General features: G+C 44.3%; 14 protein-coding genes. 8 read left to right on the plus strand and 6 right to left on the minus strand.

What is annotated here, in order from left to right; genetic code table 11:
• The first annotated feature begins 75 nt into the window (after window positions 1-75).
• The 7 genes from MN199_RS02165 (at window position 76) to MN199_RS02195 (ending at window position 6,975) form a co-directional block, all read left to right on the plus strand.
• Complete coding sequence (locus tag MN199_RS02165; RefSeq protein WP_132581891.1) at window positions 76-558, plus strand: zinc ribbon-containing protein; 483 nt, start codon at window positions 76-78, stop codon at window positions 556-558.
• Between the two features lie 99 nt (window positions 559-657).
• On the plus strand, window positions 658-2,142 hold the full coding sequence (locus MN199_RS02170) for a SulP family inorganic anion transporter (RefSeq protein ID WP_335738677.1): 1,485 nt from the start codon (window positions 658-660) through the stop codon (window positions 2,140-2,142).
• A gap of 35 nt (window positions 2,143-2,177) precedes the next feature.
• Complete coding sequence (locus tag MN199_RS02175; protein ID WP_335738279.1) at window positions 2,178-3,032, plus strand: universal stress protein; 855 nt, start codon at window positions 2,178-2,180, stop codon at window positions 3,030-3,032.
• A gap of 60 nt (window positions 3,033-3,092) precedes the next feature.
• Window positions 3,093-4,547, plus strand: a complete 1,455-nt coding sequence (gene nhaD / locus MN199_RS02180; RefSeq protein ID WP_132581895.1) for a sodium:proton antiporter NhaD — start codon at window positions 3,093-3,095, stop codon at window positions 4,545-4,547.
• 82 nt (window positions 4,548-4,629) lie between these two features.
• Window positions 4,630-6,072, plus strand: a complete 1,443-nt coding sequence (gene nhaD / locus MN199_RS02185) for a sodium:proton antiporter NhaD (protein WP_418338062.1) — start codon at window positions 4,630-4,632, stop codon at window positions 6,070-6,072.
• A gap of 64 nt (window positions 6,073-6,136) precedes the next feature.
• Window positions 6,137-6,487, plus strand: a complete 351-nt coding sequence (locus MN199_RS02190) for a putative quinol monooxygenase (RefSeq protein ID WP_335738280.1) — start codon at window positions 6,137-6,139, stop codon at window positions 6,485-6,487.
• An 80-nt stretch (window positions 6,488-6,567) separates the two neighbouring features.
• A complete protein-coding gene (locus MN199_RS02195) occupies window positions 6,568-6,975 on the plus strand; it encodes a DCC1-like thiol-disulfide oxidoreductase family protein (RefSeq protein ID WP_335738281.1) in 408 nt (135 codons plus the stop codon).
• Between the two features lie 19 nt (window positions 6,976-6,994).
• Here MN199_RS02195 and MN199_RS02200 read toward each other — a convergent pair whose 3' ends face one another.
• The 3 genes from MN199_RS02200 to MN199_RS02210 form a co-directional block, all read right to left on the minus strand.
• The gene (locus MN199_RS02200; RefSeq protein ID WP_335738282.1) at window positions 6,995-7,720 is read right to left on the minus strand and encodes a DUF3379 family protein; all 726 of its coding nucleotides are present in this window, start codon (window positions 7,718-7,720) and stop codon (window positions 6,995-6,997) included.
• Window positions 7,713-8,375, minus strand: coding sequence for a sigma-70 family RNA polymerase sigma factor (locus MN199_RS02205; RefSeq protein WP_335738283.1), 663 nt, complete (start codon window positions 8,373-8,375; stop codon window positions 7,713-7,715). The genes MN199_RS02200 and MN199_RS02205 overlap by 8 nt, the downstream gene beginning before the upstream one ends.
• Before the next feature lie 96 nt (window positions 8,376-8,471).
• Window positions 8,472-8,747, minus strand: coding sequence for a hypothetical protein (locus tag MN199_RS02210; protein ID WP_132581905.1), 276 nt, complete (start codon window positions 8,745-8,747; stop codon window positions 8,472-8,474).
• A 146-nt stretch (window positions 8,748-8,893) separates the two neighbouring features.
• On the opposite strand from MN199_RS02210, the gene MN199_RS02215 reads away from it, so the two are divergent.
• Complete coding sequence (locus MN199_RS02215; RefSeq protein ID WP_132581907.1) at window positions 8,894-11,287, plus strand: Lon protease family protein; 2,394 nt, start codon at window positions 8,894-8,896, stop codon at window positions 11,285-11,287.
• A gap of 5 nt (window positions 11,288-11,292) precedes the next feature.
• Here the strand turns inward: MN199_RS02215 and MN199_RS02220 are convergent, their stop codons facing one another.
• From MN199_RS02220 to MN199_RS02230, 3 genes are all read right to left on the minus strand, one after another.
• On the minus strand, window positions 11,293-11,871 hold the full coding sequence (locus MN199_RS02220; RefSeq protein ID WP_335738284.1) for a GNAT family N-acetyltransferase: 579 nt from the start codon (window positions 11,869-11,871) through the stop codon (window positions 11,293-11,295).
• Window positions 11,872-11,954: 83 nt separating this feature from the next.
• The gene (lnt, locus tag MN199_RS02225) at window positions 11,955-13,478 is read right to left on the minus strand and encodes an apolipoprotein N-acyltransferase (RefSeq protein WP_335738285.1); all 1,524 of its coding nucleotides are present in this window, start codon (window positions 13,476-13,478) and stop codon (window positions 11,955-11,957) included.
• 35 nt (window positions 13,479-13,513) lie between these two features.
• Window positions 13,514-14,386 carry an HlyC/CorC family transporter gene (locus tag MN199_RS02230; protein WP_335738286.1) on the minus strand — a complete coding sequence of 291 codons (873 nt, stop codon included), beginning with the start codon at window positions 14,384-14,386 and terminating at the stop codon, window positions 13,514-13,516.
• Window positions 14,387-14,395: the final 9 nt, after the last annotated feature.

Below are 14,395 nucleotides of genomic sequence, written 5' to 3' on the forward strand. Positions count from 1 at the left end.
TAGCATACCGCAGCCAGGTTTTGACAACAACAAGCAGCGCATTGTCTATACTGGTTTTAAATCATTGGAGGGGCTATGACAGATTTTATAAAGAAGTATAACGCGTGGTTGCATGAGTTTACGCAGATTATGCAACAGGCAGAGCGCCGACAGCTTGATAATATGGTTGATTTTGCTGAGCAGTTAAAGGCTTATTTACATGCCGGAAAAGAACTCAGCGCGTATGAAACGCAGTTATTTGTCGAAACCTTAAGGCGGCAATGGCAAGGCTATAATAAGCAACAAGAAGAACAAGATAGCACTACAATACCTTCTTTATGGCCGGAAGCCTTATGGCAAGAGCTAAGCGCTATTACTGATAAAAGCCAACTAGAATGGCAAGAGTTAGCACAGGACTTTAAACATCAAGGCGTGTACTACCAAGGTGAAATTGTTGGCATGGGCCGTTATCGTTGCAGTCAATGTTTAAATTGTGCTGATTACACTCACCCAAGCGAATTGCTTGCCTGCAGCCAATGTGGTGCTGTGCAGTTTTTCCGCGAAGGCTTGCCAGTGTAGTGCGACATTAGCTTAGTAACCGATTGCGAGAACTGTAATGGGCAGGGGCACGGTTTTTTGTTAGAGTACCAGCCCATTGCGATAGTTAAAATGATACCCATGCTTATTTATTTAAAACAACACTGGTTTTCAAACCTGCGCGGTGACGTGCTTTCTGCTTTAGTCGTTGCCCTAGCACTTATTCCTGAAGCTATCGCATTTTCAATAATTGCCGGTGTTGACCCTAAAGTGGGCTTATATGCCTCATTTTGTATTGCGGTAATTACGGCTTTTGCTGGCGGTCGCCCAGCAATGATTTCAGCTGCTACTGGTGCAATGGCATTAGTCATGGTGACCTTGGTGCGTGAGCATGGCTTACAGTACTTACTGGCCGCTACGTTGTTAACTGGGGTTATTCAAATTGTGTTTGGCGTATTTAAACTGGGCGATTTAATGCGTTTTGTTTCGCGTTCAGTGGTTACAGGTTTTGTTAACGCGCTAGCTATTCTTATTTTTTTGGCGCAGTTACCTGAGCTTAGCGGCCAGCACGGCACTACCTTAGTTTACGGTATGACCGCACTAGGTTTGGCTATTATCTATTTATTTCCGTATATCACTAAGGCGATTCCGTCACCATTAATTTGTATTTTAGTGCTTACTGCGCTGGCACTGTATTTTGGTATGGATATTCGTACGGTAGCCGACATGGGCGAGTTGCCCGATAGCTTACCCATATTTCTCTGGCCTGAAGTACCACTTACGTTGGATACCCTTAGCATTATTTTTCCGTATGCTTTAGCCCTTGCTGTGGTTGGCATTTTAGAGTCATTAATGACAGCGACTATTGTGGATGACTTAACGGATACGAACAGTAACAAAAATCGTGAATGTGTAGGCCAAGGTATTGCTAATATTGGTTCAGGTTTAATGGGCGGTATGGCGGGGTGTGCGATGATTGGCCAATCGGTGATTAACGTTAAATCGGGCGGCCGAACTCGGTTATCTACGTTATTAGCTGGCGTGTTTTTGCTAATTTTTATTGTGTTTTTAGACCAGTGGGTTGGGCTTATTCCCATGGCTGCGCTGGTAGCCATTATGGTTATGGTCTCAATTGGTACGTTTAACTGGAGTTCTATTAAGGGGTTAGCGAGTAACCCAAAAAGCTCAAGCGTGGTGATGATTGCGACCGTTCTAGTGACAGTGTTTACACATAACTTAGCTTATGGTGTGTTGGTTGGTGTGCTATTTAGTGCGTTATTTTTTGCTAATAAAGTGGGTAAGATTTTATATATTAGCTCTACGTTGACAGAGCACGGCCAACAGCGCCAGTATCAGGTAATAGGGCAAGTATTTTTTACTTCAGCGGAACAGTTTGTTGCGGGCTTTGATTTTAAAGAAGCGATAGAGCAGGTACAGATTGACGTTAGCCGTGCGCACTTTTGGGATTTAACCGCCATCAGCTCGTTAGATAAGGTAGTGCTAAAGTTTCGTCGCGAAGGCACAACAGTAACGCTAATTGGTTTGAATGATGCCAGTGCGACCTTGGTTGATAAATTTGCGCTGCATAATCAGCCAACAGCAATAGATAAGCTAAGTGAACACTAACTACTAATACGCGTACCTAGCCAAGGATAAGAATAATGAAGAGAAAAGTGCTGGCCTGTATTGATGCATCACCCTACGCCGACGTGGTATCAGACTACGCGATATGGGCGGCAGCAAAACTTGATGTTGCGGTATTGTTGGTGCATGCATTAGATAAAGCTCAACATACCCAAACCCCCGACTTAAGTGGCAGCATTGGTTTGGGCTCACAAGAACTCTTATTACAGCAGTTGGCTGAGCTTGATGAAAAGCACGGCAAGCTGGCGTTAGAGCAAGGCCGACAGTTGCTTGATACTGCCAAGTTGCGAGTTGAGCATGCTGGTGTTAGTGCAGTAGCAGAGCATTTGCGCCATGGCTCTCTATTAGAAACACTCACTGAGCTAGAGGAACAAACGCGTTTAATTGTTATCGGTAAGCGCGGAGTAAGTAGCACCGATGCGCATGGCCAGATGGGCCAGCATGTTGAGCGGCTGATCAGAAACGTACAAAAACCGATTTTGTTAACACAACAAGCTTACGCTGAGCCAAAACGTATTATGTTCGCATATGACGGCAGCGCAACGGCATTAAAAAGTCTTGAGATGCTAGCAGCAAGTCCGTTAGTGCATGGTTTACCAATACATTTAGTTATTGCTGGCGCTGAAGATGATGCGACAAGAATGCAGTTAAGTAGTGCCGCAGAACTATTAAAAACGGCGGGTTTTGATCTGAAAACCGCGATAGTTGAAGGTGAGTCACAAACAGTATTGCAACAATATCAGCAAGACCACCTAATAGATTTAATGGTAATGGGGGCTTATGGCCATTCGCGTATTCGCCAATTTATTTTAGGTAGTACGACAACAGCAATGATCTGCAATGTTAAATGTGCTCTATTAATTTTACGCTAAACCAAAAAAACGGTTAAAAATCGTTTTTTGTTCCCGCAACTCAACTTGGACATCGTTACCATGATAAAGCAGCAAAAAAGCCTATTTTGGCTAGCGTTACTGATATGTTTTTTTGTGCCACCGGTATTTGCTGCAACAGGAGGCGTCGATTTAGCTCATAGCTTTACCGGTTATGCTGCTATTGCGATCTTTGTTTTAGCTTATGCATTGGTCATGGTAGAAGAAAAAATTCATCTGCGTAAATCGAAGCCGGTATTAGTAGCGGCCGGCATTATTTGGGTACTTATCGGTTGGCAATATGTGCAAGCGGGCATGCCTGCGCAATCAGAAGCCGCATTTCGTCACACGTTACTAGAGTTTTCTGAGTTAATGCTGTTTTTGTTGGTAGCCATGACCTACATCAACGCATTAGAAGAACGTCGATTATTCGATGCATTACGCAGTTGGATGGTACGAAAAGGGTTTACTTACCGTCAGTTGTTTTGGTTAACTGGCTGTTTGGCCTTCTTTATTTCACCGGTCGCCGATAACTTAACGACAGCATTACTCATGTGCGCGGTGGTAATGAAGGTTGCAGAGGGCGATAAGAAATTTATTAACTTGTGTTGTATCAATATTGTTGTCGCCGCCAATGCCGGTGGTGCGTTTAGCCCGTTTGGTGATATTACCTCATTAATGGTTTGGCAGGCTGGCTTCTTACACTTTGCTGAGTTTTTTGCGCTATTTATCCCGTCATTAGTTAACTTTTTAGTGCCGGCACTGGTAATGAGTTGGTTTGTTGAAAATCGAAAACCTAGTGCGGTATTAGAAGATGTTGAGCTTAAACGTGGTGCGCTGAGAATCTTAGTTCTGTTTCTATTAACTATTGCCACCGCGGTAACTTGTCATGCCGTATTGCACTTGCCGCCAGTGCTAGGGATGATGACTGGTTTGGGCTATTTACAGTTTTTTGGTTATTTTTTACGGGTGTCTTTACCTGGTTCATTGGCGCGCAAGAAGGCACTGGCTGAGCGCGCTGGTGACGAAGAGCGCATTCGCTCGTTAGGTCAGGTGGTGCCCTTTGATGTGTTTAGTCGGGTAGCTCGCGCAGAATGGGATACCTTATTGTTTTTCTATGGCGTAGTAATGTGTGTTGGTGGGCTGGGCTTTATTGGCTACTTAGCCATGTTATCTGATGTGTTATACACGCAGTGGGATGCAACATCAGCCAACGTGGTGCTGGGCTTAATATCTGCAGTAGTCGACAATATTCCCGTGATGTTTGCCGTACTTACTATGCAGCCCGAAATGTCGCACGGTCATTGGTTATTGATTACCTTAACGGCGGGGGTGGGCGGTAGCTTACTTTCTATTGGTTCTGCCGCTGGTGTCGCACTTATGGGGTCAGCCCGCGGCGCGTACACCTTTATTGGCCATCTAAAATGGGCCCCAGTAATCTTTTTAGGCTATGTCGCCAGTATTTTGGTGCACTTTTGGATAAATAGTACCAGTTTTTCAGTTTTTAGTGCGGGTTGAGTAATTTTTTTATGCAAATTGCTTTATAATGCGCCGCCCGGTATCCACTGGGCGCCATTCTTCCAGAACTGAGGACAAAATTGTGAAGCAGTCTGTGCTGTACCTGTTGATATGCGCGTTATTCTCTCCTGCTGTTTTTGCCACTACCGGCGAATTAAATCTGACTTTAGCTCCCATCGGCATTATTTCGCTGGTGTTATTTGGCCTTGCATACCTGCTGGTAATGGCTGAAGAAAAAATTCATTTGCGTAAATCAAAACCTGTACTGGTAGCCGCAGGTATTATCTGGGCACTTATTGCCTGGAAATATATGCAGGAAGGCATCCCAGGTGTGACATCGGACGCGTTTCGCCATGCCTTGCTTGAGTTTTCTGAGCTGATGCTATTTTTGTTAGTCGCTATGACCTATATCAATGCGCTGGAAGAGCGCCGTTTATTTGATGCATTACGTGCTTGGATGATCCGTCGCGGTTTTAGCTACCGTACATTATTCTGGATAAGCGGTGTGCTCGCCTTTGTTATTTCCTCTTTTGCTAACAACATGACCACCGCAATGCTGATGTGTGCTGTGGTAATGAAAGTAGCAGAAGGCGATAAACGCTTTATTAACCTTACCTGTGTCAATATTGTCATTGCCGCCAATGCCGGTGGTGCCTTTATTCCTTTTGGTGACATAACCACCCTAATGGTGTGGCAAGCGGGTATCGTTACTTTTAACGAATTCTTTACGTTGTTTATACCGGCAGTAGTTAACTATATCGTGCCGGCAATTATTATGAGTTTCTTCGTTGAAAGGCGTTATCCTGCTGCATTACAAGAAGAAGTAGAGTTAAAGCGCGGCGCGCTGCGTATTTTGACTTTATTCCTAATTACTATTGCCATTGCTGTGCTTTACCATTCTTGGTTAGATTTACCGCCGGTACTAGGCATGATGACAGGTTTAGGCTTGCTACAGTTCTTTGGCTTCTTCTTACGTAAAACCTTGCCAGGTTCACTGGCGCGTAAAAAGGCCATGGCTGAACGTAACGGTGATATGGAGCGTATTCGTTCATTAGGTCAAGTTGTACCTTTTGATGTGTTTAACCGTATTGCGCGCGCCGAGTGGGATACCTTACTGTTTTTCTATGGCGTAGTAATGTGTGTTGGCGGTTTAGGTTACATAGGTTATTTAGAAATGTTGTCGGTTAGCTTATACGGTGGTGGTAACCCAACAACAGCCAACGTTATTTTAGGTTTAATGTCGTCAGTGGTTGATAACATTCCTGTTATGTTTGCAGTGTTAACCATGCAGCCTGATATGTCACACGGCCAATGGTTACTTATTACTTTAACGGCAGGTGTTGGTGGTAGCTTACTGTCTATTGGCTCTGCTGCAGGCGTGGCGTTAATGGGCCAAGCCCGTGGATATTATACCTTTGTTGGCCATTTAAAGTGGGCGCCGGTAATATTACTTGGCTACGCCGCAAGTGTGGCAACCCATTTATATTTAAACGCCGACTTATTTGAAATATTTGGTCGCCCTTAGGCAACGAGTATCAGCCCTAAAGTACTGCTAATTGTAGTGCATTAGGGCAAAATGAGGACAAGGTATGTCGAAAAAAGTTTATTGTATTGCGCAGTTTTTACCTAAAGAAGGTAAGGCTGATGAGCTATTTAACGTATTACAAGGCTTAGAACCAAATACTACGCGCGAAGACGGTTGTTTGCAGTATGTTGTAACACGGCAAATCAGTAGCCCGTTTGCTGAGGGTAAAAGTTTCCCTATCGCGTTTAACGAAATTTGGGCCGATATCGCTAGCTTTGAAGCTCACTGTCAGCGTAAAGAAATTACCGAGTTTTTTGCTACCTACTGCACTGCAGAAACCGGTTTAGCGGCAGACTGGAATGTTTGTATTTACAGCGACGAGCCGGTAAATTTTGATGCACCTAAGTTAGCTTAGCTATACTGGTTAATGTTGAACACCGAGGTTATTACAACGTAAAAGCCTTGGTGTAATAAACAATATAACTGGAGCTAAATGTGCCAACACCCGTCGAAATATTACTTATTTATGATAAAGACTGCCCAGTGTGCAATGCGTTTAGTCAAGTCGTGCGTATTCGGCAGAGTGTGGGTGAGCTAACGCTGATAAATGCGCGCGAGAATAGCGATATTTTGGCGCAAGTGACTGCGAAAGGCTTTAATATTGATCAGGCTATGGTGCTTAAAATCGGCGATAGCTGGTACAGCGGCGCCGATGCGATGCATATGCTTGCGCTTATTAGCAGTCAATCTGGTTGGTTTAATCGTTTAAATTATTGGCTATTTAAATCGCCAACTAGGGCAAAGTACCTTTACCCAATGTTGCGCGGATGCCGAAATCTGCTGTTAAAACTACTTGGTAAGAGCAAGATTAATAATCTTGGCAGCGATGATAGCCATCGCTGATGTAGAAAAATTATTAAACTTAAGCAGAAAAAATAAGCTTTTCGTTCAGTTTTTTCGGTAATTGCTGTAAATCATCAATATTACTACTTACTATCACGATATTTGCTTTAGGCATTGCCATGGCCAACCCTAAATACTGTTGATCTGAAAATTGGGCAACAAAATCAAGTTCTGCCTGTTGAGGGACGACAAAAATGGTGGCGTAACCCGTCGCGGTTTTTACGGCGAGATGCAGTGAACGTATACCTTCGAAGGTGCAGTAACGCGCGTATATAATGTCATCTTGCCAATTGTCTAAGTGCGCATCAAAGCTAGCAAGTTTTAAATTTACGTCAGCTAGTGATTGTGTACTCGCCTGTTGTAATAATTTCGCTTCTTCTTTGTGTACATGCGCCAGCGCATGCTCGCCAATATTGCTTATTGTACTGTTGTTATAAAGCTGAATGCCAAGCGTAGCAAATAGCGCGATACTGGCTGCCATGGTTAGTGGTACAAACCAGCTGCGTTGAATTTTAGTTGACGCCTTTGCCAGTTGTGCGTTATTTGCTATCGGTATTTGCAGTAAACGTTCGCTAAGCATAGGCGGAATTGGCACCTGTAATGCATCATCTAAAGCCAAATGTTGCTGTTGTAATTCAAATGCAAACTGCGCTAAATCGGGATCTTGAGCTATTGCTGCTAGTACCTTGGGCTCAGTACTAAACGGGTTCACTAATAATATTTGTTGTAAGGTTAAATTATCCATGACTAGGCTCCCGTTGTGCATTAAGGTTATCACGCAGCATGTTACGGGCGCGAAACAAGCGGGTGTTAACGGTATTAACATTTAGCTGCAATAACTGAGCAATTTCGTCACTGCTAAAACCGCCAAGCGCTTGCAGTACTAAGGGTTCTCTATATTCCTCTGCTAACGCAGCAATATGACGGCGTAATATTAAGTTGTCGTAATTTTGCTCTGCACTTAGCTGTTCGGTGTCAGCTAAACTGTCTTGCTCAGTGGCATCATCATAAGCAAATTGTTTGCGCTCAAAGCGGCGCGCATTTTCACGGCGTAATATAGTAATTAACCAGGCTTTTGCCGCATTGACGTCTAATAGGCTATCGAGGTTTTTCCATGCGCGTAAGAAGGTTTCTTGTGTAAGATCTTGCGCAACTTCGCGATCTTTCGTTAGCCAAAAGCCATAACGAAAAATGTCTGCATGGTAATGTTGCACCAATAGCTCATAGCGCTGCTGCTTATTATCCGTTAATTGAAATACGGCGGCGCTACTGGCAATAGGAGTGTTGCTTTGGCTTGATTTAATAAGTTGCTCACTCATAGATAAAGCGTCATTTGCCGCTGAGTTAGCTGCTAGCCTAACGTTATTTTGCCGTGCTGGCAAAAAATGAACATTGCCCATGATTTAAACTTATATACGCGTTTAATTGAGCTATAAGAACGGAGGATGAAAAGAAATATTTCAGCGGTTCATTAATTTATCCTTCTTGATGATAAATTAATGAACACGATATAAACGACAGAAAAAGTCGATAACGGCATCAGCATCTAGGCTACTGAAACGAACTTTACGTTTAGCCATAATGGCTTGGCCTAATGTTTTTAACGAATGCTCTAATGGTAAACCACAAGGGCGCTCTAGTTCATGATCAGCAAATAAGAAGTTTAACGCTGTGCTCGCATAAGATTTACCCGGTGCGATAGATACCAATTCTAGTTCTTGTAAACGCACACCTAGGTTGCGAATTTTCTCTAAACGGTAAGTCTCATTCATGGCTGGCTCCGTATTCTCTTTGCTCTGTTAAGCAGCGTATCGACCAGATAAGCAGATTCTTTAATTAAACTAAAAAATGACCAGCACAGCAGCACGACTTTTTGCTAGTATAGCCGCCATAAATGCTGGTTTAGCTAAGGTAATACATGACCCAACACCCACACCCATTGGCATTGACGGTACCGCAACTCGGGCCGCAACTGGATAGCAAACTGATTCAACAGGCACTAGATATAAAGCAGTTAACCCCTGCTTTTATCGGTCAAGACCGCGCTAAGTCGGCGCTGGCTTTTGCCATTGGCATGGATATGCCGGGTTATAACCTGTATGTAATGGGTGAGGCAGCACTTGGCCGTTTTACGCTGGTGCAGGACGTGTTGCAGCAAGCGGCTAGCGAAAAGGCAACGCCAGAGGAATGGTGTTATCTAAATAATTTTGATGACGAGCGCGTACCTAATACGCTGCGCTTACTCCCCGGTGAGGGCAAAGTTCTCGTTAAAAAAATGGAAGCATTAATTGATGAGTTGCTAGATACCTTTCCTGCCGCTTTTGATAACCCTGGTTATCAGCGCAAGAAAAAGGCGATTGCTCGCTCGTTTGATGACAAATATGAACAGGCCATTGAGCTGGTAGAGAAAAAGGCACTAGAAAAGAATGTTGTGCTGTATGAAGAAAATGGCGCAGTAAGCTTTTCGCCAATAATTGACGGTAAACCGCTGGATGACCAAGAGTTTTCAAAGATAACTGAAGAACAGCGCCAGTATTTCTATAGCTTAGTCAGCGAGCTTGAAACCATATTAAACGAGCAACTTATTGAGTTGCCGCAATGGAAGCGCGAGCTGTCAGAAAACCTACGTACTTTAAGAAAAGATACGATAGAACAAGCAATTAAACCGCTGCTAAAACAATTAGAGCATGATTATGTTTCTACTCTTGGTGTGCAACGTTATATTCGTGAAATGCGTAGTCATCTGGTAAAAGCCGTACTAGAGCTGATGCCAGATGATTCTGAAAGCGAAAAGCTCGAAGAGTCAGACAATCGTGAGATTTTTATTGAAGAATTTGTACCCAACGTGCTGGTACATTTTGAAACCATGTCTGGCGCGCCAATTATTTTTGAACCCAACCCCAGTTATGGCAATTTATTTGGTCGTGTTGAATATAATTCGGCCAGTGGCAACCAATATACTAACTATCGAATGATCCGGCCAGGTGCGTTGCACCGTGCTAATGGTGGTTACTTAATTCTTGATGCAGACCGTTTACTGCCACAACCCGCGCTGTGGGATGCGTTAAAGTTAGCGCTAAAATCTGGTGAGTTATTGATTGATACTCTGTCGGATCATGCGGTAACTAACTCAACTATTATTACGCCCAAAGCCATACCGTTAAACGTTAAGGTGGTATTGCTAGGGTCGCGCGATCTGTACTACTTGATCCAAGACGTCGATGATGAGTTTAATGAGCTATTTCGCGTATTGGCAGACTTTGAGCATTATTTGCCTTATACCGAGCAAACTGTTAGCTACATGACCATGCAAATTCGTGAGCAAATGCGGGCACTGGATATTGAAGAGCTTAGCGCCGGTGGTTTAACGCAATTGCTCAACTTTAGTTTTCGCCAAGCAGAGCATCAGCGTAAATTGTCAGCCCGATTTGCCGATGTATTAGAGCTAGTGCGTGAGGCTTGCTATTACGCAGTGCAGCAACAGTGCAGCAGTTTAACTGAAGCCCATATTCTGCAAGCATTAAAAGGTAAACAGTATCGTACCGGCCGTATTAGTGAGAGCTTTTTAGAGGATATTCAAGAAGGCCAAATATTAATTGACACCGACGGTTTAGCTGTGGGTAAGGTTAATGGTTTGACGGTACTTGAAATTGGCGATACTGCATTTGGCACACCGGCGCGAATTAGTGCCACTGTGTTTGCTGGCTCTAGCGGCGTGATAGATATAGAGCGTGAAGTCGAGCTAGGTAAGGCGATTCACTCTAAAGGCGTATTATTATTAACGGGCTATTTAGGCGCCAAATATGCGCGGGAATTTCCGCTTACGTTATCGGCAAACATTGCGCTGGAACAAAGCTATGGTCATATTGACGGTGATAGCGCCGCGTTGGCTGAAGTGTGCGCGTTGTTGTCTGCAATAACAGATTTGCCAATTAAGCAAAGTTTGGCCGTTACCGGTTCAATTAACCAACATGGCCAAGTGCAATCTATAGGCGGTGTAAATGAAAAAATAGAAGGTTATTTTCGTCTATGCCAAAGCCGAGGTTTAACCGGTGAACAAGGCGTTATTATTCCCGCGAGTAACCAGCTTAATTTAGTATTAAACGACGAAGTAATTAATGCGGTAGCGCAGCAGAAGTTTCATTTGTATGTGGTAAAAAACGTAGATGAAGCGCTAACCTTGTTAATGGGTGTTGAAGCCGGCGAAAAAAATAGCCGTGGTCAGTATCCCAAAAAATCTGTTAATGGCCGTGCATTAAAGCGTTTAGCTGAGATAGCAGACATTGTTAATGGTGAAGCAGAAGAAGAATAATGGCGTTATAAAGCAGTAAAGGCGTCAAGATATAATACCTTGCCGCCTTTACCCTGTAATGCGGCCTCTACTAGCGGTAACAGCATAAAAGTGTTGCCTAACGCCTGCACTGGGCTGTGAATATTAAAATTAACGGCAGGCACAAAACCAAAACGCGAGTAGTAGCTCGCTGGGCCTAGTACCACAACTGCGGTAATGCTTTGCTGGCGGCAGAGTTCTAAACCGGCGCGCACCAGAGCCGAACCAATGCCATGATGCTGTAACACATTACTCACTGCCATAGTGGCTAGTGCCATTAGCGGGGTATTGCCGGATTGCTCTAGTGTTGCTGGGGCAAATAAAATATGGCCAACAATTTTTCCGTGCTGCTCGGCTACTAGAGATATACAGTTGTTACAGGCCTGGCGCAGTGAGTTAATTACGTTAACGTTAGTATTATTATGAAACACCGTTTGTGTAAGCAGAGCTACCGCATCCGCATCTGCGGCTGTTGTTAGGCGCACACTGGTATCATAACCCATGGCGTGCCAAGTGCTGTTGCGGCGGCGCTGCAAAGCGCGGTTGATGTTGTGCAGCAAGGTCATAACAAATGCCAACAAAGCAAAGCGTGTGTTTAGTCTACCGCACTGAGCGGGGTTCTCAAGTGAAACATGCCATAACCCTAGGTTTAAATACTGCGCTTGTTGCGGCGCCAATGGCCTAACGCAAATAGCATTAACAGTACTAAGCACAGTATCCGTAAAGGCGTATCACCATAGTGTGTGTAAGGTGTAATGCCTTGGGTTAAGCGTAACTGATCTGTCAGTGCAGCTTCACTAAACTGCGGCGCTTGTGCACTGATATTGCCGCCAGCATCTACAGTCGCGGTAACGCCATTGTTTGTCGCCCGAAGCAACGGTCGGCCAAATTCTAATGCTCGCATTTGCGCAATTTGTAAATGTTGATGCGGGCCAATACTGTCACCAAACCAGCCATCATTACTTACCGTTAGTAGCAATTGCGTATCATCAGTCATATTGGCAGCAATTTGCTCTGGAAAGGCAATTTCAAAGCAAATTGCCGGTAATAGGTGGTAGCCATTTGCGACTAAGTTGGGTTGCACATAACTACCTCGAGTAAATGAACTCATGGGTAAGTCAAAAATGGGGGCTAACTTACGTAGCCAGTTTTCAAAGGGTACAAACTCGCCAATAGGCAGTAAATGGTGTTTGCTATAACGATTACCATGGCCATAAAAATAATCGCCATCACTGGAGTCTGAATCGCGCTTACCTAACACAATAAGGTTATTCCACGCCTGCTGGGTTTTAAAGTTGTAATCTAAAATGCCAGTTATTACTGCTGTGTTGGCATAAAGTGCAGCACGATTTAAATTGTTGAGATAGGTTTCTGCTTGCGGTTCTAATTGAGGAATAGCCGCTTCTGGCCAGATCACTAAGTCGGTTTTAAAATGTGGTCGAGTTAAATCAAGGTATTTGAGCATGGTCGGCCACTCTTGCTCTGGCGCCCAACGTAGCTCCTGTTTAACGTTGCCTTGTACCAGCAGAACAGATAGCGTTTTGTCGCTGTATTGCCAGCCGCTAAAGGGCTTAAGTGATGGGCTCAACGCAAAAACAATACCCGCAATAATAACATAGCTATAACGGCTAATAGCACGCTGCGGTTGCAGCAATTGTGCAAGGGCAGCCGCGGCAAACGCTAACACAAAGCTAATGCCGGTTTCGCCAATTAATGGTGCTAAATCTTTTAAGCCGGCTGACGTTTGGCTATAACCCATGGACAACCATGGAAACCCGGTAAGTAATACACTACGCAGCCATTCGGCTAGTGCCCAGCACACGGCAAACAGTAAGGGGGTAAAAGTAATGGAACGCAGTTTATAACTAAGCCAGCTGGCCAATGCCGGAAATAACGCAAGGTAACCAACCAGCAACGCCATAAGCGCTAAACTGCCTATTAGCGGTAGGCCGCCAAACTGGTCAATACTAACATGCACCCAGCTAACACCAACGCCAAACCAGCCTAAACCAAAACTAAAACCCCGCAGCCAAGCTTGCTTTGCATTAGTGGCGTGTTGTAAATAAAATACTAATAGTGCCAGCGTTAACACTGGCAGCCACCATAGCGTAAATGGTGCAAATGCTAGCGTAGTTGCGCCACCTGCTAGTATCAGTAGCAGGTAAGGCAGCATGAGTTTAAATCGAGTATTAATGTTGGCCAAGAGTGTTAGCTTTCTTCAGCCATGGCAGGATCTTTAGCGCGGATGACTTGCAGTTGCACTAAGCGCCGGCTGTTAGCTTTATTCACTTTAAAGGTTAAGCCTTGTAGTTCAATGCTCTCACCTTTAGTCGGCATATGGCCAAAGGCATGCAATACAATACCGCCAATGGTATCCGCGTCCTCTTCGTCAAACTTGGTATTAAATGATTCGTTAAACTCGTCTAGAGGCGTAAGCGCGCTAACTTGGAATACGCGAGAGGCCATTTTTTTAATGTCGTCTTCTTCGTCGTCGTCGTGTTCGTCTTCAATTTCGCCAACAATTTGTTCGAGAATATCCTCAATGGTTACTAAACCCGACACACCACCATATTCGTCAACGACGATGGCCATGTGGTAGCGTTTTTGCCGAAACTCTTTTAATAGCGCATCTACTCGTTTGCTTTCAGGAATAATTACCGCTGGGCGCAGCACATCACGCAGATGCAAATCGGCCGCGTTTGGCATAAGCGCATGTTGCAGTAAATCTTTTACCAGCAGTATACCTTCGATATGGTCTTTATCTTCATTCACCACGGGATAGCGACTGTGGTTATTTTCCATCAAAATGGGCAGCATATCGGCAACGGAATCATCTATGTCGATGGTTGCCATTTGTGAGCGGGGCACCATAATATCGCGTGCCCGCATACTCGATACCTCTAGCACGCCTTTTAACATACTTTTTGTATCGGCATCGATCAGGCTACGTAGTTCAGCCTCGTTTATAATTTCTTGTAAATCTGAAATATCTTGTGGCTCTGCATTAAAGATACTGGCGATACGCTCTAACCAGGACTTACCGGCAGAACCACGACTAGAGTGGGGGTTATCGTCACTCATGGGTGAACT

Source organism: Rheinheimera metallidurans, from assembly GCF_036983985.1.
Lineage (GTDB): Bacteria > Pseudomonadota > Gammaproteobacteria > Enterobacterales > Alteromonadaceae > Alishewanella > Alishewanella metallidurans.

Bases quoted from the DNA above. Each gene is read 5' to 3' on its own strand.
- MN199_RS02220 (WP_335738284.1), bottom strand. From the start codon at position 11,871: ATGACCTTGCTGCACAACATCAACCGCGCTTTGCAGCGCCGCCGCAAC.
- MN199_RS02175 (WP_335738279.1), top strand. From the start codon at position 2,178: ATGAAGAGAAAAGTGCTGGCCTGTATTGATGCATCACCCTACGCCGAC.
- MN199_RS02205 (WP_335738283.1), bottom strand. From the start codon at position 8,375: ATGGGCAATGTTCATTTTTTGCCAGCACGGCAAAATAACGTTAGGCTA.
- MN199_RS02170 (WP_335738677.1), top strand. From the start codon at position 658: ATGCTTATTTATTTAAAACAACACTGGTTTTCAAACCTGCGCGGTGAC.
- MN199_RS02230 (WP_335738286.1), bottom strand. From the start codon at position 14,386: ATGAGTGACGATAACCCCCACTCTAGTCGTGGTTCTGCCGGTAAGTCC.
- MN199_RS02200 (WP_335738282.1), bottom strand. From the start codon at position 7,720: ATGGATAATTTAACCTTACAACAAATATTATTAGTGAACCCGTTTAGT.
- MN199_RS02190 (WP_335738280.1), top strand. From the start codon at position 6,137: ATGTCGAAAAAAGTTTATTGTATTGCGCAGTTTTTACCTAAAGAAGGT.
- lnt (WP_335738285.1), bottom strand. From the start codon at position 13,478: ATGCTGCCTTACCTGCTACTGATACTAGCAGGTGGCGCAACTACGCTA.
- MN199_RS02215 (WP_132581907.1), top strand. From the start codon at position 8,894: ATGACCCAACACCCACACCCATTGGCATTGACGGTACCGCAACTCGGG.
- nhaD (WP_132581895.1), top strand. From the start codon at position 3,093: ATGATAAAGCAGCAAAAAAGCCTATTTTGGCTAGCGTTACTGATATGT.
- MN199_RS02165 (WP_132581891.1), top strand. From the start codon at position 76: ATGACAGATTTTATAAAGAAGTATAACGCGTGGTTGCATGAGTTTACG.
- MN199_RS02210 (WP_132581905.1), bottom strand. From the start codon at position 8,747: ATGAATGAGACTTACCGTTTAGAGAAAATTCGCAACCTAGGTGTGCGT.